Here is a 22656-nt window from a genome sequence, read left to right as displayed (position 1 = left end):
TCGCGCGGCCACGGCAAGGCCGCGAGGTTTTTTTTGGAGGGCCTTCAGGCCCGACGCTTTCGGCTCAGGTCACTGCGCAATCAAGGTAAAGCGCAATGCGACCTCGGCCCCGGATTCAACTTCGAACGGAACGAACGGCGTCGGGCCTGAAGGCCGTCCCACAAAAGATTCCGCGGCGTCCGTCTGGCCCGGCTGATCATCGCCGGCCCAGGAGCATCCAAGACCGATCTTTCACCGAACGCCTAACTGCGCTTGCGCCCCGGCCCCAACTTGCGCGTCAAGGTATTGCGCCCCAGGCCCAGCCGCGTCGCGGCCTCGGTGCGCCGTCCGCCGGTGTGTTCCAGCGCCGCTTCCAGCAAGGCGCGATCGAAACGCTCGCGCGCATCGGCATGCAGGTTCGCGCGGCCGTCGGCGAGTTGCGCGCGCGCCCAGGACGACAGCTGCGCTTCCCATTCGGCCGCGTCGCTCGGCCGGCGCACCGATACTCCGAGCACCTCGTCCATGTCTTCGCGGGTGATCGTATCGCCCGGCGCCAGCGCGGCCAGACGCCAGCACACGTTCTCCAGTTCGCGCACGTTGCCCGGCCAGTCGTGCGCGCGCAGCCGCTCCAGCGCCGGCTTGGAAAGGCGTTTGGCCGGCGCGGCGAAGCGGATCGCGGCCGAGGCGAGAAAACGTTCGGCCAGTTGCGCCACGTCCGCGCGCCGTTCGCGCAACGGCGGCAGGCGCAGGCGTACCACGTCGAGGCGATGCAGCAGGTCGGCGCGGAACTGCCCCTGAGCGACGAGAGTTTCCAGATCCTGATGCGTCGCCGCGATCACCCGCACATCGACCCGGATCAGTTCGCGTCCGCCGACGCGGAAGAACTCGCCTTCGGCCAGCACCCGCAGCAAGCGGGTCTGCAACGGCAGCGGCATGTCGCCGATTTCATCGAGAAACAGGCTGCCGCCGTCGGCCTGTTCGAACCGCCCGACATGGCGCCGTTGCGCGCCGGTGAAGGCGCCGGCCTCGTGGCCGAACAATTCGCTTTCCAGCAGTTCCGACGGGATCGCCGCGGTGTTCAAGGCCACGAACGGCCGCGCCGCGCGCGGCGATTCGCGATGCAGCGCGCGCGCGACCAGCTCCTTGCCGGTGCCGGTTTCGCCGGTGATCAGCACCGACAGCGGCGCCTGCGCCAGGCGTCCGATCGCGCGGAACAAGGTCAGCATCGCCGGGGTGTCGCCGATCAAGGTGTCGGCGGCGGCCTGCGGCGTTTCGGCGACCTCGTCGTGTGCTTCGTTCGCCGCCAAGGTGCGCGCGGCCAGGGCGACCGCATCGTCCAGGTCGAAGGGTTTGGACAGGAACTCCTGCGCGCCGCCGCGGAACGCACCGGCGGTGCTCGCCACATCGGTGTACGCGCTCATCACCACCACCGGCAACGACGGCGCGCGCGCCTTGAGTTTCTCCAGCAGCACCAGCCCGCCATCGCCGGGCATGCGCACGTCGGTGAACAGCAGGTCCGGCGCGCCGCGCTGGTCCAAGGCGTCCAGCGCATCGGCGGCGTTTTCGAACGCATCGACATGGTAACCGGCCTCGCGCAACGCCGTCGCCAGCACGAAACGCACCGATCGATCGTCGTCGACCACCCACACCCTGGCTGCGCTCATGCCGCTCCCTCGCTTTCGATATGCATCGGCAACAGCAGGGTGAACACGGTGTGGCCCGGCCGCGAGCGATACGCCAGCGAGCCGCGATGCTCGCGCGAAACCTGCTGCGCCAGCGCCAGCCCGAGCCCGCTGCCTTCGGCGCGACCGGACACCAGCGGCAGGAACAACTGCTCGGCCAGTTCGTCGGGCACGCCATGACCGTCGTCGATGATCTCCAGACGCAACGCGATCGGATGCGAGGTGTCGGCGATGCGCACGCCGTGCTCGATGCGCGTGCGCAGGTTGACGTGGGTCGCGCCGGCCTCGATCGCGTTGCGCACCAGGTTCCACACCGCCTGCATCAATCGATCGGCGTCGCCGGCGAATTCGGGCAGGCTCGGATCGTAGTCGCGCACCAGCCGCACCGCCCAGCCCGCGTCGGCCTCGGCCAGGCGCAGCACGCGTTCGAGCACCGCGTGGATATTCAACGGCGCGTGCGGCCGCGGCGGCGCCGGCGTCAGCAGGCGATCGACCAGGCCGGTCAGGCGCTCGACCTCGCTGTCGATCAAGCCGATCAGCTCGCGCGAATCCGCATCGTCGACCCGCCGCGCCAGCAACTGCGACGCGCCCTTCAGACCCGCCAGCGGATTGCGCAATTCGTGCGCGAGCCCCTTCAACGACGCCGACAACGCCGACGGCAGCAGCAAGGCCGGATCGTCGCCGGGAAACTCGTCGACCGGGTGCGCTTCCAGCAGCCAACCGCCGCCCTCGCGCCGGCTCAGCCACAGATCGGCGAAACGCTCCTCGCCATCGGCGTAGCGCAGCCGCATCCGTCGCATCCGCAGCGGCGCCTCGTCGCCGCCTTCGCGCGACAAGGCCAACGCCAGACGGCCATCGCCCGCGTCCAGGCCGGCCAGCGGCCAACCCAGCAACCGCCGCGCGCCGATCCCGAACCACCGCGAGAACGCGGTATTGCAGCCGCTCAAGGTCCCACCCGCATCGCTCCAGGCGAGCGGCGTGGTCAGGCTGTCGAGGCTCAGGTCGGAGGCGGGCTGGGGGTCGGCGGGCATTGCACCATCTTAGTGCAAACAATTGAGCCCGACTGCGCGGGCCGGGCGCCGTCACGACGGACCGATGCTGGAATCGGCGCCACGGGCCGCGTCGGTGCCACCGAACTCGTCATGCGATCGCTTGCGCGCGCCTGCCGGCCTTCACCGGCGCTGGATCAGCGATCCTGTCGTTATCAGGCGCGTGTCCGATCCGTCACCCACGCGACGCGCCTCATCGTGTTCCATGGCAACGCCTTGCAGCTTGAGAGAAACCGACGCATGACCGAAATCGCGGATTTTTCGATCTGGGCGAAGATCCGCCCGAGCCACAAACGGGAATTTCGAAAATGGATGGCGGCGCAGACCGGCTGGCGGGAAATCGACGTCCATCGCCTGCTGGACGCGGCGGTGAATGCGGGCCTGCCGGTCGAACTGCTCCGGCACCTGGGCTGGGAGGATGCGCAAGCCGAACTCGCGGCGCTGCCGGCCTTTGTCGAACCCCGAACCGGGCAGTTGACCGTGACGTCATTCGCGCCCGACGAGCACGCGCCGTATTGCACGATCCACTCGCTGCACACGTGGCTGCTGGGATGCCCGGTTTGCGACGACAACTACATCCACGCGGGCCGCGGAAACGGATGGTCGTAACGCGGCCTGCGACTGCTCGGCATCAAAAGCCCGGCCCGCCCCCGCAACCAAGATCACACACGCCCCCTGGAAGCCGACGAGGCCCCGCATGACTCAGATAAAGCAGCCCGAAGACGCGCCTGTCGCGTTTCAAATCGCCTGGAACCGCCACGACATGGAATCGCTCGGCGCGTTGTTCCATGAGGATGCGACATTCGTGAACCGATTCGGTCACTACGTGCGCGGCGTCGACCAAATCGTCGCCCTGCATGTACCCATCCATGCCACCATCTACAGCGATTCCTCGTTGGAAAACGAGCTGATCGACTCGATCCCCCTCGGCGAGGACGCGGTCGTCTTGCACTTCTGGAGCCGTCTCACCGCCGGCGCGGCTCATCCAGCAGGGCCGCACGCGGTCGATACGGTGATTCTTGCGGTGTTGACGCGACAGGCGGGCGAGTGGCGGATCAAGGCACTCGAGAACGTGACCCTCACCAACCCGCGCACGGGAGCGATCGTGCTGAGAGACAGCCAAGGTTCCTGACCGGTGGCGGAAATCCTGGCTACGGTTGCCCTCACAGGACGCCGATGCCCGAATCGGCGAAGGCAATAAATCCTCGCCATCATGGCGGGTGGATCAACGGCGCTGACTGACGCCCGTAACAGCGAGTGACGGCGCAAGAGTTTTTTCAAAAAGTCCGGTGCCAACGTCCCGTCACGTTTTGCTTTCGGAGCATGGGTCGAGGTGTCGAGGCGAAGCACATGGGTTGAAATTTCTTCCCTATCGCGCCCCGCTTTCGGATGGTGCGTAAATTTTCCAAGAACGCAGACATGCGTGCTTCTTCGATCGGCAAGCGCCTGCGGCATACCGGCTAGCGACATTCACTGTGTTCAGTCCCGAAATTCTTTACGTCGCATTGACGAGGGCCGCTGGATAACACGATTCCAACAACCGCCGCATTACCATCGACGCGCACCAAAGTCGTTTACTAAGGAGAGTAGGCATGAAGAAGTGGTATGTGATCGCCCTGATGGGTGTGGCTTTCGGGATGAGCCAGAACGCGTTCGCGGAAGTGGTCAACCTGACCAACAGCGCCGATGGCGCCACGCGCGACGCCGCCATTGCCGCGGTGAAGGAAAAATTGACCTCCGCCTGCACCGAGCGCGGCGGCAAGCCCGATTCGGAATCGTTCAAGCTCGACGGCGAGCAGAAGAGCTCAAACCCCGACGTTCCGAAGCCGTTTCATATCGATGCAAGAATGAAATGCGATCTTCCGGAAGGATGATCGCGGCGCCGGCCGGCCCTTCGGGATCGGCCGAGACGATCCGGCAAGGGCCCCGCTTCGGCGGGGCTTTTGTTTCTGGCGGATAGGCCAGCCAAAAACAATCCGAAATGGCGATTCGCCTGGGCAGACGCCGCCGATCCAGCGAATTGAGCGTGCCGCCACGCAGTTCCGATTGACGCCCTGCCATGGTCCCGTCGAGAATCCGGCCATTCCCCTTTGGGGCCCGATCGCAACCAGGATGGTCGTCATGACGATGCGCAAGGCGCGAGTGATCGTGATGTTGGTAGGGATACTGCTGCCGTACGCGGCGCGCGTGCCGCACGGCATCGGCTGGCTTGCGCAATACACGCACAACGGCATCGGCGCCGCGTTGTTCCTGAGCGCCTTCAACGCCATCGCCTGGGGCGCGATCATTGCCGTGAGCCTGCTCTACAAGCGCGCCTCATCCCTATGGGCGCCCGCGCTGCTCGGCTTCGGCTTTCTCGCGTTCGCGCACTACTCGTTGGATCTTGCGGCGGATGCGCAAGCGGCGATCGCATTGGTGTTCATCCCGATCTACGCACTGGTGCCGATCGCGATCGGCGCGATCGTTGGTTACTTCATGGATCGGGCCGGACGGGTGCCTAGCGCTGCATAGCGGCTGAGGCGGCGGGGCCTGCCAACGGCGCTGTCGGGTCGGGTCAGGTGCCGGCAATCATGCTGGCGTCGACTTCGCGACCGTAGGTCTCGGCGCGCTTGATCCAAACAATCTCCGTGAGATTCTTGCCCTGTTTGTCGGCGTTTCGTGTGCTGCCGCCGATCGGCTCGACCATGCGTGCCGGGAAACATCGCGGTGCCGATTCACGCGTTCACGACCTGCCAGTCTTTCGCGGCGAACTGTTCAACATCGTCGAAATGATCGACCCGACCATCGACCCTTAACCTGACACTCGCAACACGAGCGACCGAGGCGTCGGCGTTGGCCAAGGTCTTCCGGCTGTGGGCCGAGCAGGTAGAGCGCATCCTCGACGTCATACAACCGGAATAATTTCGCGCACCAGCCGCTGTCTGATTGATAGCGGCTGCTTACCCATTTGATCGCGCCAGAAATTTCCTCGGCGTCAGCCTTGCGAAGCCATCAATGCGTTCGCACCCGCTGCATACCGATCGTCCTTTCGCAGGTGATACAACAAACAATCCACCATCGCATTGCTCTGGTCGTCTTTTGCGATCACTTCGCTGCTCGGATCGTTACCCTCATCGCTCTTCAACATCAAAGGACGATACTGCCAATGCCTACGGTTCGATAATGCAATCGCCTGTCGAAGCAGGACCTCGGACATCTCCTCAGCCACGCCGACGGCGAACACCAACAAATTGTCGAAATCCTCGTCGAGGCGGAGCGCCTGCGCGCTAACGTACAGTGCATCCCCTATCAGCAGATAGCGCTTGCGAACTTCATCCGACGGCAAGGATGCACTGTCAAGCACAGCCTCTTCGATCGTGCTCAGACCAATGATCTCGGACGGATCAATTGAATTCAGGCTGGCGCTCATATTTTCCCCAGATCACGGGCGACCACTCGGGCTTGATTGGTGAACGCCCGAAGATGCGTCTTCAAGGGAATATCCCTGATGAAAGCGGGAAGATTTCTACGTCCGTTGTTGAGCATATTCATCACTTCAAGCTGATGACAAAGCGTGTTTTCGGCTTCGTTGAAGCGCGAAGTACCGCCGCCGAACCTGCCTCTGGATTGTTCGGCCATCGCACGATGCACCGGCGTAAGGTCTTTCGACAAGAACCTACCGGCGCAATACGCGGCCGTCGGCGTCGTAGTTGTAGGTTTCGTCGTGCTTGATCCGGCCGGCTACCGGGATGTCCTTGCGCTCGTCGTCAGCGTCGAAGTACTCCAGGCGTTAGCTCAAACGCAAATGGCCCAGGGCGTCGAAAATATAGAAAATACGCACGCCCCGACTCTGCTGCATCAGCGGCCCACGCGTTACTCACTCACCGTATTCGTTCAAGTCGCCTATTTTTTTCTTCAGGCAGGAATTCAACTTGGCATTAAAATCACGCACCTCGATTGCCGCGCCATATATACCAAGCCCGTCTTCCGAGCGCAGCTTATCTACAATGCCACACTCGGCAGCCCGGCCCAAACATAAACCAGGCACATCTCTGACTACCGCGCCATCATGTTGCATCCAGTAGGCCCCATCGACGGGAACAAAAAATTTCGCGGCGGTATTTATTTTTACAGCTCTCGCATTCTCGATAACATCTCCACCGACATCCAAGAGAATACCGGCCACAGGCGTTTTAGATAAAAATAAATAATACTCTCTTCCCACGACCAAGCTGGCTGTAGAGAAAAATTTAGTCCTATTCTCTCCCGAGCCACCCACATACTCACCTCCCATACAATGGTCAGCTGAACATATCGCCTTGGAGGACAGGACCCTGTAACTCCCTCGCTTGTCCGCGCTAATGCCGACCTCACACAGGGACCGGAAATTAGAGCCCTGTTGGCCATGCGAAACAGGGCCGCATGCGGCAAAGAAAATAAATAATGCAATCAGACATGATTTCACTTCTTTACACCCTTAACTGGGGGCTTTTGAACGTGCTCTAATGTATGGAAACGATCCCTGTCACTATACCCGAGCACTTCTTGGGCCCATCTACGCGCATCACCCTCGTTGTCGCGCGACAGCTTAAGCTTATCTCTATCCCTCTCATAGCCGCTGGATCCGAAGGTGCTCTTGATAGGAATATTTTTATACAGTGCATTTCCATACATCGCGTGCCTAAATTCATGCGCAATTGTAAAAAGCTGATGGTCCGGAGACTCAAACTTAAACCAATTTTTGTTAACCGCAATAATTCCGCCTGAAACCCCGGATTTGCTTCTGTATAAGTGATCGGCCACCGCATGCTCATGCCCGTAACCTTGCCAACGACAATTCCTATATAACTCATATCGTTCCATGCCTGCAGATCCTCAGGCCTACCACGCGCCCGAATTATTAGCCTTATTGCATTGACATTATCGATCAATTTTTGACGCATACCGCCTGAAAACTGAGCCAAGGCGGCATCAACGGCGGTCGCTTTGGTGTTCGTCCCGATCTATGCGCTGGTGCCGATCGCGATCGGCGCGATCATCGGTTATTTCATGGATCGGTCGGCACGGGTGCCTAGTGCTGCGTAGCGACTGAGGTGGCTGGGACGCCGTTATCAACGGGTCGCGCCAGATACCGACCACCAAGCGGCCGTCGACTTCGCAGACGTAGCTCTCGGCGTGCGTGATCACACGGCCACAGTGATCTTTTACGCTGTTTGCCGGCATAGCAGCGCATTGCCACCGTCCGGACCTTGAATGCTTAACTGCGTTGTCCGCCATGGCCCAACGCCGACATCGCCTGCCGATCAGTTCAGACACAAGAAGATTCGTCGGAATTTCAGCCGCCACCATCGGCCTTTGCATCAGACCGGCAACTTCACTTAGCCATGCACTCCGACTTCTTTTTCTCCAAATCGCGAAAAATGACTTTCGCCGAGATGATCTCGCCCGAGAGCTCACGAGGCATGCCTTGCATCACATCGCAGGCATCTCCCGCACCGATGCAGGGAAAGGATGGAAGCTCCCTATACATCAGTCCGGACGGACCCAAGCCATATGCGGCATCCAGCGCAACGAAATATCGAACGCCCTTTGGTGCGGAGTAATATTCAGCTCCAGTCGGCAAAAGGAACTCGGGCGTCGTTAACCTGGACAAGAATAATAAATAACTGTCGCCAACCCCCAGCCTGGCCGGGGAAACAAAACTTATCCGACGCCGATCTTCCGCGACTGCCTCGTATTGAACGGCAACGCACTGCCGATCAGGACAGTATTCTTTCGCCGAAACCACCTTGTAACGGCCAGACTCATCGGATCCCCGCATGAGTCCGCATATGTCCCGGTAAGAGAATTCATAGGAAACAGCCGAGCCCGAGAAAGACGACGCCACTAGCAAGACGACGACTTTATCGAAATGCATCCTCATCTTCTGTGCTCCAAAATCGCCCATTAGCTCCGCAGCTCATCTCCTAATTTCGCCTTCATGATTGCGTGAAGTCGTAGTGCCCTATGTTTTCGATGTACTTCGCCGGAGCGGCGGTCCTTGGGCCCGCGCAATCACCTTCCATCGGCATTATTACCACTTTCGTTACATTTTTCTTTAATGCCTTCAAATCCAGGGACGACAACCCTGGCGAATTCTATTTTATTCTCCATGCCGGCAGGAAGATCCAGCATCACTTCACACCCTTCCCCACCCCCAAAACACATCACAGGAACATCCCGGTAATATACACCTGGATATTCAACGACAAAAACCGCGTCTTCTCCGACAAAATATTCAACCCCGCTCGGCGCCCTAAATGATTTACCCCTGAGCCCGGGCAGCATGAAACTAGAATATTTCATTTTCGAGAAGAACATAAAATACTCCTCGCCAACACGTATTTTTGCCGGAGATATAAATCTTATTTTCTTTGGACTGGACCCATCGGATGTAGCAGAGTATTCCGCAGCAACGCAACCATTATCCACGCAATAGCTTTTAGCCAAATTTATCTTGTACCTGCCGGAAAACTCCGTCCCCTTGCTCAACCTACATATCTTGCTATAAGTTTTCTCATATGCATCACAACAAACAGAAATCGAATAGAACATCAAGAAAAATGACAACTTCACGGCCAGGCTAGACATCAGTTTCTCCCATAGTAACCCACAAGATCACTCGCCCATCTACGCGCTTCGCCTTCGCCATTTCGGGAAGTCACCTTAACGTGGGAATCAGGGAGCCTTTCATACCCCTCAGCCCAGGTTTCATGGGAGCTAGGTAACTTGACACCCTGATACAGTGAATTGACCAGCATCGTATGGCGAAACTCGTGAGCGACAACAAATAACTGATGCCGCGGGGGGTCATCGAACCATGCGTCGTTGAAGAGCATTGCTCCACCTATTTTTTTGGCGTTGTTGTCGGTGGAAAAATTATAGCCTGCTTGAGCGCCATACCCGCTTGGAGCACCCAATTCAATTCCAACGGCACCGAGATTGCTCCACGCCTGGATATCTTCGGCGCGCCCCCTGGCTTTTATAAGTAGTCTAACCTTGTTTACATTATCGACTAAGGCGTCTATTTGCCATTGCGGTATTTTTTTAATCTCCATCAGATATTCCTCACTACCCCTGGCAATCATGACGGTGTCGTACCTAGCGATGCCGCCGCTAGTTTTTCTTTCAACATGCCTGAATATTGAAATTTTATCTTCTGTAAACGCATCATCGATACTATTAAATAATTTCGGAACATCCCTTGGACCAACAGCCGCTGCGATCTCAGGATAATTATTCTGTTCTTGATGCTTCCTCGCAGCCTCGGCAATCACATAGTTTGGGTCATCGAAATCCTCACGGAACGCAATTTCCTCCTTTGTCACGGGCACTTTTTCTATCGGCTTTTCATCGTTATTGGCCGAGTCACTGACGTCATAGCCATATGAACTCCCGACAGCCCCTGATTCATCAACTTGGTTAGACGGCCAAGGGTCTATCCGCTTACTTATGCCTTCCACTGAGAATGGATTGATGGTTTCCAACTCATCCAGTTCCTGTTCCAACTGCGCCTGCCGAGCCTTCCGATAATCCAGTCGCCCCCTAATCGCGTTACCCAACGCATTACCGAACGCGTCAGCCGAGACGTCGCGCCAGTTCCAACTCGCGCCTTCCACGCCGAAGGCTTTCTCTGCGCCGTACTGGATTCCGCTGCGAATCAGGTTCTGGCCGAAATCTTTCACGAACTGTCTCGCAGCTTCCTTCAACTGCGCGGCGGCCGCGGCGGTCCAGCTGAAGGCCTGGTCGCCCTGGGTGACCGGCGCGCGGGTGCTCGCAGTCGCATCGCCCCGGGTTTCGACTTCGCTTCCGTGGAACATCGCCTGCCCCGCGAACGCGGCGCCGATGTTCGCCCCCAGTTGCCGATTGCTCCAACTGACGTCATAGCCGGCCCACTTGCTGAATTGATAGTTCGTGGCGTAGCTGGTTGCAGTCTGGAGCGCCAAGGTCGTGTAGGTTCCCGCGCCTATGGCCTGAGCCCACTCGCCCACGCCTTGCGTGGCATACGCCGAAGCGCCGGAGATGGCGATGCTCTTGTAGTCGATCATGCCCGGCGCGCCATGCGATCCCGGGTCGTAGACCGAACGCGCCAAGTCTTCCCGGTTGCCGCCGAATGGATTCAGGTTCAGTCGCAGCGCACGATCCCAGTCGTAATCGCCGTTGAGCATGATCTGGCTCATCTGGCCGGCGTAGTTGCCCGCCATCGCGCCGAGTTCACGGCTGCCGGTGAAGTAGGTGACGACGACATTAACAACTATCGAAATAACCATCGCTAATCCGGAGCAATGATTCTTCGGCGGCGGCTGGATAAACGGCAGGTTCGGCGTCGTGCTCCCGATCGCCTCATTCAGATCGAATGGCTTGAACGTGTTCGCGTCGTTCGCGGTGACCTTTACGTCCGGCGCCTTGATCGTGGTGCCCGCGGTCAGTTCGGTGTCGGCGCCCAGTGCGTTGGCTTCGGCCAACACGTACCACAGGTTTTCGTTGCCGTAGACGCGGCCGGCGATGCGACGCAGGGTGTCGCCGGCTTGCACGGCGATGCGGATGACGCCGACTTCGCTGCTCTGGTACGCGGTCATGCGGCCGAGCAGGTCGACGTCGCCGTTGAACTTGCCCGAGGCGATGTGTTGGCCGGCCAGATAGGCGTAGGTCTGGGTCTGCAGCGATTCGCTGGCGAATTGCTGGAACGCGCCGTCTTTCTCGTGGCCTTCGCGGCGGCGCAGGATGTTGCCGTCGCCGTCGAAGCTGAAGTAACGCAGTTTGTCGTCGACGTCCTGCCCGGGCGTGTGCTCGCGCACGCTCAGGCGCCGGCCCCAGCCGTCGTAGTGGCTGGTGGTGGTGGTCGCCTTGAAGTTGGCGTTGCTGCTGGTGCCGAGGACGACGGTTTCCAGGTAGCTTTCGCGGCCTTCGTAGGTGTAGGTGTAAGTCTGGGTGTAGCCGACCGGGTCGTTGGGCAGCGCGCCGGTGCTGTCTTCCAGCGCATGGCTGACGAAGGCATAGCCGCGCTGGCGGCCGGCGTCGTCGTAGCCGTGGCGGGCGTAGTCGACGTGCGAGATCAGCGCCAGCGACGACAGATCGGTGCGTGTGGAGGCCGGCGTGTTCGGGTCGGGCGTCCACTGCAGCGGTCGACCGTAGCTGTATTGGCCCAGCACGCGGCCGTCGGCGTCGTACTCGTAGGTTTCGGCGTGCTTGATCCAGCCGGCGACCGGGATGTCCTTGCGCTGGTCGTCGGCATCGAAGTACTCCAGGCGTTGGCTCAAACGGCCCAGGGCGTCGTAGACGTAGCGCTCCTTCAGCTCGACCGGCGCGCCGCCACCCAGCGGTTGCGCCATGAACACCAGTTGGCGTTGGCCGCGCTGGTCGTACTGGGTGAGTTCCTGCATCACCTGCTGGCCTTGCAGGAAGCGGCGATACACGGCGCGGCCGGCGCCGTCGTAGGCCAGGCCGTAGCTCACGTCGGGGTTGCCGAGCACGATCTGGCCGTTGACCAGCTTGCCGTGGGCGACGGTGACGCGGTTTTCGGCGTCGTAGTCGTACCAGTAGGTTTTCAGCGCTTCGGGCGCGTTGTAGCGCGGGCTCTGGGTCGGCGTGCCCGGCGTGTCTTCGTCGCGTGCGTACTGCCAGGTGAAGCGATCCATCACGATCGCCGAGCTGCCGTTGGTGTAAGCCACGCCGCCGATCACCATCGTCACCGCGCCGGGCGGCACCTGCACCGGGCCGAGTTCGGATTCCTGCCAGCCCGAACCGCTTTCGATCATCGTGCCGCGCACGACGCTGACGCCGTTGCCGTTGGCGTCGAGGAAGTGGATGAACACGCCGCCGCCGGAGCGGCTGCTGTTGCGCTGGACCATCGCGCTGGCGCTGATCCACTGGCCGGCGCGCAGCACCGGACGCGCATCGCTGTAGATGCGGCCGGCGGTCGGGCCGAAGAACGCGGCGCTGAAGTCGGGATTCGGCGGGCCGTTGGCGACGATGTTCCAACCGGGTTCCTTGACGCTCCAGCCGGTGTCGCCGTCGATGAAATCGCCGTTGGGCACCGAGAACGACCAGCGGAAATCGTCCATCCACAATGGATCGCTGCCGCCGTCGCGGTAGGCGACGCCGCCGATCTTCATGTAGGCCGCGCCCGGCGGCGCCACGGCGCTCGCCGTGGACAGATGCCAGGCGCCACCGGAACCGCTGGTGACCATGTTGCCGCGCACGACTTCGCCGATCGGATTGCCGTTGGCGTCGAGCCAGGACAGGAACACGCCGCCGCCGGCTTCGCCCGAACTGGACGCGCCCTGCTGCACCGCCGCGCTGAGGGTGATGCGCTCGCCCGGACGCACCGGGATCGGCGCCTTGTAGGTGATGCGCCCGCCTTCGCCGGTCAGATTGAACTGGGCGCTGAACTTGCTGCCTTTGTAACCGGTGCCCGGCGCGTTGTTGACGATGCTCCAGCCGTTCTCTTTCTCCCAGCCGGCGTCGCCATGTTCGAAGCCGCCGTTGAACAGGCCGCCCTCGTCCATCTGCGCCAGATTCGGATCGCCGTAATCGGTGGCGGCTTCGACCTTGCGCCGGTTGCCGACCGCGTCGTAGCCGTAATGCACGTCGAGCAGGCGCTTGCCCGGCGCGGACTGGTTGTCGCCGGCGACCGGCTCGTAGCTCCAGCTGAAGTCGTCGACCCAAAGCGGATCGTTGCTGTTCTTTTTCGCGCTGACGGCGATGGCCATGGTCGCCGCGCCGGGCGGAACCGTCGCGGTGACGCTGGAGGGATGCCAGTTGCCGTTGGAGCCGCTGTCGACGAGGTTGCCGCCCGCCCAGCTCTGGCCCTCGCCGCCGGGCAGCATGTTGCCGTCGGCGTCGAACCACACGATCAGCACCCGCGCGGCGGCATCGCCGGCGCTGGACGCGCCCTGCTGGATCATCACGCTGGCGTTGATCACCTGACCGGGCTGCACGCGCGCGCGCAGGTTGCTGGTCAGGCTGCTCGGGCCGATGCCGGTGAACTCGGCCGCCCAGCCGCCACTGAGCGTGTCGGCGCCGTCGAGCGCCTGCTTGATCGACCAGCCCTCTTGCTTGGTCCAGCCCTCGTCGCCGCGCTCGAAATCGGCATTGGGCGGCGGATCGCCGCTGTTCCAGGCCGCGCCCATTTCGTCCTGGCTGACGCGCACGACGCGGTTGTGGGCGTCGTACTCGGCGCGGGTCAGCATGTGGATGCGTTGGCCGGCGCCGTCGCGGGTGTAGGTTTCCTCGCGGGTGCGATTGCCGACGGCGTCGTAGGCGTAGCGGAACCAGTCGTCGCCCTCGCGCAGTTCCTTGACCAGGCCGTTGGCGTAGTAAATCGTTTCGCGCGCGGCCGCGCCGGCCTTGCGCTGGACGTTGAGCTGCCCGGTCGAGGGATCGTAGTCGTAATCGCAGTCGGCGCCGCTGAGGTCGTTGTGGTCGATCAGGCGGCCGAAGTCGTCGTAGTCCCAGGTCTGCTCGTCGAGGAACACCGCTTCGTTCTCGTGGTCCACGACCGTGCGGCGCCCGGCGCCGCTACCGATCAGCGACGGATCCGACAGCGCATTGGTCTCGCGGATCTTCCTGCCGTTGGCGTCGAAGCCGTAGCTCATGGTCACGCCGGCGTTGCTGCGGCTGCGGACGACCAGGCCGCGGCTGTCGTAGTCGTACAGCGCCGACTGGCCGGCGATGTCGGTCACCGCGATGCGGTCGCCGCGCTGGTTGAGGCGATAGACCTCGCGCAGCTGCTGGTCGCGCGCGCTGCCTTCGTTGTTGATCAGATAGTCGCCCTGTCCGGCGATGCGGCCGGCGGCATCGAACAGGCGGAAGCTCAGATAACCCAGCGGATCCTGGGTGAGCACCTGCTGGCCGAGCGCGTCGTAGGCCATACGGGTGACGTGCCCGGTGGCGTCGCGGCTGGCGATCAGGCGACCGGCGGCGTCGTAGCTCTGCTGACGCAGGTAGCCGTTGGCGTCGCGGACGCCGAGCAGGCGGCCGAGCGCGTCGTAGAACCAGGCGTTCTCGGGACGCTCGACGCGCTGGCTGCCGTCGCGATGCACGACCACGACCTCCGGGCGGGTCTGCCTCACCACTTGATTGGCTTCGTTGTAGACGCTGACGGTGATGCCGCCGCGGGTGTCGACGCTTTCGAGCGCATTGCCCCAGCGATCCAGGCGCTGGCTCCAGCGCGGACGCTGAGTGAGATCGTCGCCGAACGCCGGCTGGGTCTGTTCGATCACCCGGCCCAGCCGGTCGGTAACCTGCGCCGTCACCGCATCGACCAGCGCGCCGCCGGCGCCGCCCAGGCGCATGGCCTGGGCGGTGGTCTGCAGATGGCCGGCGGCGTTGTAGCCGTATCGCCGCCATTGCCCGCCTTCGGCGTTGCTGGCGACGACCCGGCCGGCGGCGTCGTAGACGTATTGCGCGGCGAACTGCTCGGTCGCCAGCGCGGTGTCGGTGCGGCTGTCCTTGGCGAGGATTTCGCCGAACGCGTTGTAGCGCACCTGCGAGGCGGCATCGCGCGCGATGCCGGTGAACTGGCCGTCCTGGTACAGCTCGCGGGTGGTCAGCGTGAGCGTCTGCCGGCCGCTGCGGTCGTAGGACGTCGCAACCACGATCACCGCGCTGCGTCCCTCATTGCCGTCCAGGCGCGAGCGCACTTCGACCAGGTTGTCGGCTTCGTCGTACTGCTTGGTGTAGACGGTCCCCGCCGAATCGCGTTCCCACACCGCGCGCCCCTGCAGGTCGTAGCGGGTGGTGTGCAAGGTGTCGTTGGCGGCGGCCTGCGGCGCGGCCTCGCCGCTGCGCCAGCCGTTGGCGTAACGGCGCAGCTGCACGAGGTTGCCGAAGGCGTCGTAGACCATCGTGCTGTACGGCGACACGCGCTCGGTCAGAGCTGCGCTGTTGAGATCGACGCCGACATTGCGCAATTGATCGTAGCCATCGGCGCGAATCGCATCGCGCTCGGCTTCGAGCACCGACACGCTGCGGCCGAGCGCATCGAACGCCGTCGCGGTGGTCTGGCCGTCGACATCGACGGTCACGGCATGGCCTTCGCCGTCGTAGCCGATCGTGGTGACGACATCGCGCACACCGCTGACGCCGTTGCCGTCGTGGGTGTGGCGGGTGACGGTCTCGCGGATCCTGCGGCCCAGCGCATCGTACTGACGGCGGGTGCTGCGGTCGTAGCCACTGGCCGCATCGCCCGCGGCCGGAAGCGCCGGCGGCTGGGCAGTGCCGAGCGCGGCGGTATCGACCGCGCGCGCGTACTCGATGGATTCCACCACTTCGCCGGTGGTGTTGTAGCGCAGCGCGCTGACATAGCCTTCCGGATCGACGCTGAGGGTGAGCCGGCCCAGCGCGTCGTAGTAACGATAGGTGTCGGCCCAACGGGTCGCGTCGAGCTGTTCGGACTCCTTGACCAGATCGCCATAGGCGTCGTAGACGAAGCGCTTTTCCGGCGCGATCGACACGACGCTGCCGTCGGCATTGACCACGCTGACCACGCTTTGCACCACGCGGGTCTTGTGGCCGCGCTGGTCGTAGGTGGTGCTCAGGCTGCGGTCGCGGTCGCTGGCGATCAGGGCGCCGAACAGTTGCGCGCGGTCGATCGGCTGTCCCGCGCCGAGCAGGCCGGCGCCGATCGGATGGGCGTAGCGGGTCAGGCCGGTCTGTTCGCCCAGCGCGTCGTAGGCGTAGGCGGTGGCGTAGCCCTCCTGATCGACCTCGGCGGCGAGCCGGCCGAGCAGGTCGTAGGTCTTGTAGCTGTAGTGGCCGCGCACATCGCGCTGGACCACGGCGCGGCCGAGCGTGTCGTAGATCACCTCGATGCTCGGCGCGCGGCCGCTGGCCACCAGTTCGCCACTGGCCGGATCGATGCGGCCGGCGTCGGGGAACACGGTGCGGACCTGATGACCGCGGTTGTCGTAGACGTAGACGGTGGTGCGCGCCTGCGCGGTGTCGGCGTTGTCGGTGCGGGCGATGACGTTGCCCTGGCCGTCGTAGGCGATGCGCGCGATCACCGAGCGCATCACCACGCCGACATTGCCGGCGGCGTCGGCCATCGCGACCGCGACCGGCGGACTGATTTCGGTGCGCTTGCGGCCGGCGGCGTCGTACTCGTAAGTCCAGCGGTGGCCGTCGCGATTGGTGACGCTGAGCACCTGGCCGCTGCCGTCGTAGGTGATGGTCTCGCTGTGGTTGAGCGCGTCGGTGCGCACGCTCGCGCGGCCGGCGGCGTCGTGCAAGGTGGTGCTGATGCGCTGTTCGCCGGCGGGCTGGCCTTGCGCCCAGGCGACCCAGTCGGCGAGGTTGGCGCCGTTGAACGCGCGCGCCTGCTGGTAACGCACGCTCTGCACGACCAGGCCGGTCGCGTCGTAACGCATTTGCGTCACCGCGCCGACCGCATCGACCACGAAGCGCGCGCGGCCGGCCGCGTCGTACACCGTATGCATGCTACGTTGCCGGCCCGGATCGGCGGCGAGTGCGGCGCTCAGCGCGCCGGCCACGTCGGCCTCGGTCGCGGCCGGATTGAAGCCGATGGTCACGCCGTACTGGATCTGCGCGACCGTCTGGCCGACCGCGTCGAAGCGGCTTTCGCTGACCACCGCGCGATCGCTGTCGGTGCGGGTCAGGGTGTAGCGCAGGCGGCCGACGCGATCGTAGACCAGCACGACGCCGCGGTCGCGCGCGGGATCGGCGGACAGCGAGCTCAACACGGTGTTGGCGTCGAGCGTGCCGGCGCGCAGTTGCGCGCGGCGCACGTCGTCCAGCGGCCAGGCATTGGCGTAACGCAGGCTGCGCAGCGTGCGGCCGACCGGATCGTAGACGGTCTCGGTCACCGCGCCGGTGGCGTCGATGCTCAGGCGCTCGCGGCCCAGCGCGTCGCGCACGCTGTAGCTGCTGTGGTCGCGGGTCGGGTCGGCGGCGATCCCGGCCAGCAGGCTGCCGATATCGGCGGTGCCGGCCCACAGCTGCGCGCGCAGGCCGGGATCGAGCGCCTTGGCGTTGGCATAACGGGTGACGGCGGTCGCCTGATTGGCGGCGTCGTACACGCTCTCGGCGACCGCGCCGGCGCCATCGATGCGCAGACGCACGCGACCGTCGCGGTCGTAGACGCGGTAGTCCTGCACGTCGCGCGCATCGTCCGCGCGCAGGCGGGCCTGGACCTGCGCGCTGTCGATCGACAACGGCAGGCCGCTCAGGTCGATGACGTTCGCATAAGCGCGCACCGCCACCACCCGGCCATTGGCGTCGTACGCGGTTTCCGCCACGCCGCCTTCGCCGTCGATCGCGAAGCGCTGGCGATCGGCTTCGTCGTAGGTGTAGCGGGTGACGCGGCCGGCGGCGTCGGTGCGCGCGATCAGATTGTCGTTGCCGTCGTAGGCGTAGGTGGTGGTCAGGTTCAGCACGCCCGGCGCGATCGTTTCGCGGACCCGGCGACCCAGTGCGTCGTAGCCGTATTCGACCGTGCGCGCCTCGGCGGTGCCCGCGCCGGTGGTGACGCGCACCTGCTGGCCGCGCGTGTTCCAGGCGTAGGTGGTGCGCAGGGCCAGGCCGTCGGCGTCATGCACCTGTTCGATCAGACGCCCCTGGCGGTCGTAGCTCAGCGCGGTGCGCACGCCGGCCGCGTCGGTCACCGACACGCTGCGGCCCTGGCCGTCGTACACGGTGCGCTGGGTCAGCGCCAGGCCGTCGGGGTCCTCGGTGCGTTCGATCGCGCGGCCGCGCGCGTCGTAGACGAAGCGGACCACGCGGCCGGCCGCGTCGACGCTGCGGATCATCAGGCCGCGCGCGTCGAACTGCTGCCGGCTTTCGCCGCTCAAGGCATCGGTGGTCTTGAGCAGCAGGCCGTCGCGGTCGTAGTCGAAGGTGGTCGCGTGGCCGAGGCCGTCGGTCACGCGCACGGTCTCGCCGAAGCGGTTGCGGGTCGAGGTGGTCGCTATGCCTTCGGGCGTGGTGACGGTGGCGCTGCGGGTCGCTTCGTCGTAGGCGTAGCGGGTGACCCGGCCCAGCGCATCGGTCTGGGTCAGGACGCGGCCATGCACGTCGTAGGCGGTCGACGCCATTTCCTCGCGGCCGGACACATTCTGGCGCTGGCTGATCTGCCGGCCCAGGCGGTCGTAGCCGAACTGCACGGCATGCCCGCGCGCATCGGTGGCGGTGGCGATGCGGCCGAACGCATCGAAACTGCGGCTGATGCCGCGCAGGCTGCCGTCGGCCGCGGCACCGACCGACTGCTCGGTCTGGCTCAGCCACTGACCGCGGCGGTCGTAGGCGTAACGCGTTTCCGCTTCGAGACCGGCGCCGAGCTCGCGCCATTGCGTGGCCAGTTCGCCGAACCCGTTGTAACGGTTGCGGGTGACCGCGCCTTCGGCGTCGGTGTGTTCGCTCAACTGGCCGCGGCGGTCGTAGACGAAGCGATGGCGGCTGTCCTGCGCGGCGACGAATTGCAATGCGCGCACCGCGTCGTCGACGCGGGCGCGGTCGTGCGGCGCGGCGATGGCGATGGCGATGCGGCCGGTGTAGGCGATGGTTTCGCCGACCTGGCCGAAGTTCGTATAGCGGGTCTCGCTGACTTCGCCGGCGCCGTTGCGCACGCCGGCGGCGTCCTGCACGCCGTGGACGGTGAAGGTCGGACGGCCGGCGACGTCGTAGAAATACCAGGTCTTGTTGCCTTCGGCGTCGACGCTTTCGGTGCGGCGCCCGAGCACGTCGTAGCCATGCCGCACGCCGTACTGGGCGTAGATCGCATCGAGCTGCGCCTCGCTCATGCCCGGCAGCAGATGGGTGGCGCCTTCGCCGTCGAGTTCGCCGATCAGATTGCCGAACACGTCGTAGCGGCGATGGCCTTCGCGCACTTCGCTGGTGCCGACCGCACGCTCGGTCGTGAGCAGGCGGCCCTGGGCGTCGTAGCGGTAGCGGCTGAGCGTGCCTTCGGGATCGAGTTCGGTGCGCAACTGGCCGAGCGCGTCGAACTGGCGCCGGGTCTCGCGCGCGCCGCCGGCCTGCACCTGGGCACGCAGCTGGGCGAAGCTCTCGTTGCCGGCCGGGCTCGCGATCCGCTGGTGGTAGACGCGCACCGCGCGTTCGTTGCGCGCTTCGTCGAACACCGCTTCGGTCAGCGCGCCCTCGGCGTCGAGCACGCCGATGCGGTTGCCGCGGCCGTCGTGGAAGTAGCGGGTGAGCTGATCGCCGGCGTGGGCGAGCGGACGCAACGCGGCCAGATCGCCGGTCGCGCGCGCGGCGTCGGGCGTCGCCGCGGCATAGGCGATGGTCGCTTCGACCCGGCCGGCGCGGTCGTAACGGGTCTCGACCAGGAAGCCTTCGGCGTCGAGCCGGCCGACCTCGCGTCCGAGCGCATCGCGCAGATAACGCAGCACGCGCTCGGGCGCGTCGTTGGCGGCGGCCTGGACGCGGGTTTCGATCAACCGGTCGGCGCCGTCGTAGACGTGGCGGGTGACCGTGCCTTCGGCGTCGGTCTGGCTCAGCAGGCGGCCGAGCGCGTCGTAGCTCGCGAGCACGCTGCGATCGTTCGCGGCGGCGGCGGGACGAACGGCGGCGAAATCGGCCGGCACCACCGCGCCGTTGACCAGCCACGACGAGGTGTCGACGCGCTGCTCGTGCACGGTGGTGCGCACCACCCGGCCCAGGCCGTCGCGGAGGTAGGCGGTGACCGTGCCCTGCACGTCGACCTCGCCGGCCAACGCGCCTTCGGCGTCGTAGAAGAAGTAGAAGCGCGCGCCGGACGCATCCTCGCTGGCGCGCAGGCGGCCGGTGCCGTCGTAGTAGTTGCGGCTGGTGCGGGTCTCGCCGCCGGACACCGCCGATACCGTCGTCGCGATCAACTGGCCCGACGCATTGCGCAGTTCGGTGCGCAGCTGATCGTTGGCGCTCACGCCGTCGCCGGCCGGTCCGCCCTCGAGCGTGGTGCGCAGGGTGTTGCCGTTGTCCTGATGCACCCACGCGGTGGTTCGCACGATCCGCACCGCGCCGGTGCCGACACGTTCGCTGACCGTTTCCGAGAGCATGCGGCCGATGCCGTCGTAGCCGTAGGTCGTGGTTTCGACGCTGTCGCGGCCGTCGTCGGCGGCGACGGTGGCGCTGCGCTGGACGATCTTCTGGCGCAACAAGCCCTGTGCGTCGTAGACGTAATCGATCAGTTCGGCCGCATCGTCGACGATGCCGGCGCCGTTCGCGTCGAGCCGCGCGTACGCCAGCGTGCGCGACAACCGGCCGGCGACGTCGTAGTGCGATTCGACCAGCACGCTTTGCGCGCGCTGCGCCGCGGTCGCCCAGGCGTCCAGTGCGACCAGGGTGGTGTCGGCGGCGGCATAGGCCGCGCCGAGGTAGCGACGGGTGCTGGCGACCTGCCCGCTGCCGTTGCCGCTGGCGTGATAAGTGCGCTCCTCGACCGCGCCGGTCGCATCGACCGCATAACGCAGGCGGTTGCTCGCGTCGTAGACGAAGCGCGTGCTCAGCCCGCCGCCAGGCGCCTGCGCGGTGCCGGCGCCGTCGGCGTCCAGGCCGGTGAACACGGTCTCGCTGGCCAGCTGATTGGCGGCGGTGTAGGTGCGCTGCACCGCGCGCGCGGCGCCGCCCTGGGCGGGATCGACCTGATCCCACTGCCACAGCAGGTTGCCGTTGGCGTCGTAGCTGAAATCGCTGCGGCTGAGCAGCTGCCCGCCGCGCTGGGTGCTGACCCGGACGACGTTGCCGGCGGCGTCGTACTGGTAATCGGTGACGTCGCGCAGGCCGTCGATCGCCGGCGCCTGCACCTGGATCAATTGCCCCGCGGCATCGTAGCCGTAGGTCCAGGTGCGGCCGCTGGCGTCGCTGACGTCGGTGCGGCGGTGGTCGTCCTGCAGGTCGTAGCTGAAAGTCAGCGTCTGCAGCGAACCGTCGGCGGCGCGGCCGCTGCTGACCGTGCGCACGCGCCCGCTGGCGGCGCCGCTGGTGTAATAGGTGTAGCTCGATTCGGTGCCGTCGCTGTGGCTGATGCGGGCCAGCCGCTGGCTGCTTTGTTCGTAACTGTAGGTGGTGACGAAGCTGCGGCCCGGATTGCCGGCGTTGTCGCTCCAGTCGCCGGGGGTCAGGTCGCTTTCGACCCGGGTCAGCCGGCCCTGGTTGTCGTAGCCGTAGCGGATCTGCGAACGGGCGACGCCGCCTTCCACGGTCGACAGGCCGAGCAGGCGCGAGCCGAAGCGGTCGTACTCGAACACCAGCGCGTCGCCGTTGCTGCCGTCGATGCGCTGCAGCCGGCCCTGGTCGTCGTAAAGGAAGGTGTATTCGGCGCCGGTCTTGAGATCGGTGGTTTTCGACAGGCGGCCGTCGAGCAGACCGATGCCGAGCAGGGTGCCCGGAAAGTACAGCTCGCGCCGACTCTGGTTGCCGTCGGTCCATTGCCAGCGCGCCGGCTGGCCGGTCTGCTGCGGGATGTAGCGGAAGCGGTCGTGCGCGCCGTCGCCAACCGTGCTGATGTAGTCGCCGCTGGCTTCGTCGTAGTCGTAGTAGACCATCGAGCCGTCGCCCAGCAACTGCTGCACCTGGCTGCCGCGGGTGTTGAGGACGTTGAGCAGGCGCAGGCCCGCGCGGGTCTCGAACCCGCCGTTCCAGCCGTCGGAGCCGAACTCGCCGAACAACCCGCGGCTGTTGTAGGTGCGCATCTGGCTGGCGAGAAAGCCGTTGCCGAACAACTGCTCGTCCTGGCCCTGCACGATCAGGTTGCCGGTGGCCACGTTGACGAATTGGCCGTGGCGCCCGGAGGCCGTCCGGGTGTCGCTGCCCAGTCCTCGCCCCACCTGGGTGAAGGAACTGTTGAACACGCCCAAGCCGCTGCCCGAAATCAAAGTCGTCATGTGTTCCCTCTCGCGTCCGATGGACGGCCCTGCGCGGCGTCCTTGCTCTGGGAACAAATCCGATCTTCGGGGTTAAAGTTGATGGGC

Annotated in this window: 15 protein-coding genes; 4 read left to right on the top strand and 11 right to left on the bottom strand. The window is 64.6% G+C overall.

From position 1 onward, the window contains the following. Positions 1 to 242 precede the first annotated feature (242 nt). Both ntrC and KME82_RS01325 read right to left on the bottom strand, forming a co-directional pair. Positions 243 to 1643, bottom strand: a complete 1401-nt coding sequence (gene ntrC, locus KME82_RS01330) for a nitrogen regulation protein NR(I) (protein WP_215496934.1) — start codon at positions 1641 to 1643, stop codon at positions 243 to 245. Continuing rightward, on the bottom strand, positions 1640 to 2692 hold the full coding sequence (locus tag KME82_RS01325; protein WP_215496933.1) for a two-component system sensor histidine kinase NtrB: 1053 nt from the start codon (positions 2690 to 2692) through the stop codon (positions 1640 to 1642). The genes ntrC and KME82_RS01325 overlap by 4 nt, the downstream gene beginning before the upstream one ends. Positions 2693 to 2950: 258 nt before the next feature. Here KME82_RS01325 and KME82_RS01320 point away from each other — a divergent pair, with 258 nt between their 5' ends. The 4 genes from KME82_RS01320 to KME82_RS01305 all read left to right on the top strand — a co-directional run bounded on the left by KME82_RS01320 (position 2951) and on the right by KME82_RS01305 (position 5221). Then, a complete protein-coding gene (locus KME82_RS01320; RefSeq protein ID WP_215496932.1) occupies positions 2951 to 3319 on the top strand; it encodes a hypothetical protein in 369 nt (122 codons plus the stop codon). A gap of 88 nt (positions 3320 to 3407) precedes the next feature. After that, on the top strand, positions 3408 to 3842 hold the full coding sequence (locus KME82_RS01315; protein WP_215496931.1) for an SgcJ/EcaC family oxidoreductase: 435 nt from the start codon (positions 3408 to 3410) through the stop codon (positions 3840 to 3842). A gap of 460 nt (positions 3843 to 4302) precedes the next feature. Next, the gene (locus tag KME82_RS01310; RefSeq protein ID WP_215496930.1) at positions 4303 to 4584 is read left to right on the top strand and encodes a hypothetical protein; all 282 of its coding nucleotides are present in this window, start codon (positions 4303 to 4305) and stop codon (positions 4582 to 4584) included. 247 nt (positions 4585 to 4831) lie between these two features. Next, entirely contained in the window at positions 4832 to 5221 is a 390-nt protein-coding gene (locus tag KME82_RS01305; RefSeq protein ID WP_215496929.1) for a hypothetical protein, read from the top strand. Positions 5222 to 5264: 43 nt separating this feature from the next. Here the strand turns inward: KME82_RS01305 and KME82_RS26785 are convergent, their stop codons facing one another. The 9 genes from KME82_RS26785 to KME82_RS01270 all read right to left on the bottom strand — a co-directional run bounded on the left by KME82_RS26785 (position 5265) and on the right by KME82_RS01270 (position 22569). Beyond that, the gene (locus tag KME82_RS26785; RefSeq protein ID WP_286673201.1) at positions 5265 to 5396 is read right to left on the bottom strand and encodes a hypothetical protein; all 132 of its coding nucleotides are present in this window, start codon (positions 5394 to 5396) and stop codon (positions 5265 to 5267) included. Between the two features lie 28 nt (positions 5397 to 5424). Further along, positions 5425 to 5550: a hypothetical protein gene (locus tag KME82_RS26780; RefSeq protein ID WP_286673200.1), complete on the bottom strand. Its 126-nt coding sequence runs from the start codon at positions 5548 to 5550 to the stop codon at positions 5425 to 5427. 134 nt (positions 5551 to 5684) lie between these two features. Further along, the gene (locus tag KME82_RS01300; protein ID WP_215496928.1) at positions 5685 to 6119 is read right to left on the bottom strand and encodes a hypothetical protein; all 435 of its coding nucleotides are present in this window, start codon (positions 6117 to 6119) and stop codon (positions 5685 to 5687) included. Further along, on the bottom strand, positions 6116 to 6328 hold the full coding sequence (locus KME82_RS01295; RefSeq protein WP_215496927.1) for a hypothetical protein: 213 nt from the start codon (positions 6326 to 6328) through the stop codon (positions 6116 to 6118). The genes KME82_RS01300 and KME82_RS01295 overlap by 4 nt, the downstream gene beginning before the upstream one ends. Positions 6329 to 6566: 238 nt before the next feature. Then, on the bottom strand, positions 6567 to 6983 hold the full coding sequence (locus KME82_RS01290) for a hypothetical protein (protein WP_215496926.1): 417 nt from the start codon (positions 6981 to 6983) through the stop codon (positions 6567 to 6569). Positions 6984 to 7150: 167 nt separating this feature from the next. After that, positions 7151 to 7552, bottom strand: coding sequence for a hypothetical protein (locus KME82_RS01285; RefSeq protein WP_215496925.1), 402 nt, complete (start codon positions 7550 to 7552; stop codon positions 7151 to 7153). A 511-nt stretch (positions 7553 to 8063) separates the two neighbouring features. Next, the gene (locus KME82_RS01280) at positions 8064 to 8606 is read right to left on the bottom strand and encodes a hypothetical protein (protein ID WP_215496924.1); all 543 of its coding nucleotides are present in this window, start codon (positions 8604 to 8606) and stop codon (positions 8064 to 8066) included. A gap of 137 nt (positions 8607 to 8743) precedes the next feature. Next, complete coding sequence (locus KME82_RS01275; protein WP_215496923.1) at positions 8744 to 9319, bottom strand: hypothetical protein; 576 nt, start codon at positions 9317 to 9319, stop codon at positions 8744 to 8746. After that, a complete protein-coding gene (locus KME82_RS01270) occupies positions 9319 to 22569 on the bottom strand; it encodes a hypothetical protein (RefSeq protein ID WP_215496922.1) in 13251 nt (4416 codons plus the stop codon). Before KME82_RS01270 ends, KME82_RS01275 begins: the two co-directional genes overlap by 1 nt. Positions 22570 to 22656 lie beyond the last annotated feature (87 nt).

The sequence above is a fragment of the Lysobacter capsici genome, assembly GCF_018732085.1.
GTDB lineage: Bacteria > Pseudomonadota > Gammaproteobacteria > Xanthomonadales > Xanthomonadaceae > Lysobacter > Lysobacter capsici_A.
This window is presented reverse-complemented; position numbering and strand designations above follow the sequence as displayed.

Bases quoted from the DNA above. Each gene is read 5' to 3' on its own strand.
- ntrC (WP_215496934.1), bottom strand. From the start codon at position 1,643: ATGAGCGCAGCCAGGGTGTGGGTGGTCGACGACGATCGATCGGTGCGT.
- KME82_RS01325 (WP_215496933.1), bottom strand. From the start codon at position 2,692: ATGCCCGCCGACCCCCAGCCCGCCTCCGACCTGAGCCTCGACAGCCTG.
- KME82_RS01320 (WP_215496932.1), top strand. From the start codon at position 2,951: ATGACCGAAATCGCGGATTTTTCGATCTGGGCGAAGATCCGCCCGAGC.
- KME82_RS01315 (WP_215496931.1), top strand. From the start codon at position 3,408: ATGACTCAGATAAAGCAGCCCGAAGACGCGCCTGTCGCGTTTCAAATC.
- KME82_RS01310 (WP_215496930.1), top strand. From the start codon at position 4,303: ATGAAGAAGTGGTATGTGATCGCCCTGATGGGTGTGGCTTTCGGGATG.
- KME82_RS01305 (WP_215496929.1), top strand. From the start codon at position 4,832: ATGACGATGCGCAAGGCGCGAGTGATCGTGATGTTGGTAGGGATACTG.
- KME82_RS26785 (WP_286673201.1), bottom strand. From the start codon at position 5,396: ATGGTCGAGCCGATCGGCGGCAGCACACGAAACGCCGACAAACAGGGC.
- KME82_RS01300 (WP_215496928.1), bottom strand. From the start codon at position 6,119: ATGAGCGCCAGCCTGAATTCAATTGATCCGTCCGAGATCATTGGTCTG.
- KME82_RS01295 (WP_215496927.1), bottom strand. From the start codon at position 6,328: ATGGCCGAACAATCCAGAGGCAGGTTCGGCGGCGGTACTTCGCGCTTC.
- KME82_RS01290 (WP_215496926.1), bottom strand. From the start codon at position 6,983: ATGGGAGGTGAGTATGTGGGTGGCTCGGGAGAGAATAGGACTAAATTT.
- KME82_RS01285 (WP_215496925.1), bottom strand. From the start codon at position 7,552: ATGGAACGATATGAGTTATATAGGAATTGTCGTTGGCAAGGTTACGGG.
- KME82_RS01280 (WP_215496924.1), bottom strand. From the start codon at position 8,606: ATGCATTTCGATAAAGTCGTCGTCTTGCTAGTGGCGTCGTCTTTCTCG.
- KME82_RS01275 (WP_215496923.1), bottom strand. From the start codon at position 9,319: ATGTCTAGCCTGGCCGTGAAGTTGTCATTTTTCTTGATGTTCTATTCG.
- KME82_RS01270 (WP_215496922.1), bottom strand. From the start codon at position 22,569: ATGACGACTTTGATTTCGGGCAGCGGCTTGGGCGTGTTCAACAGTTCC.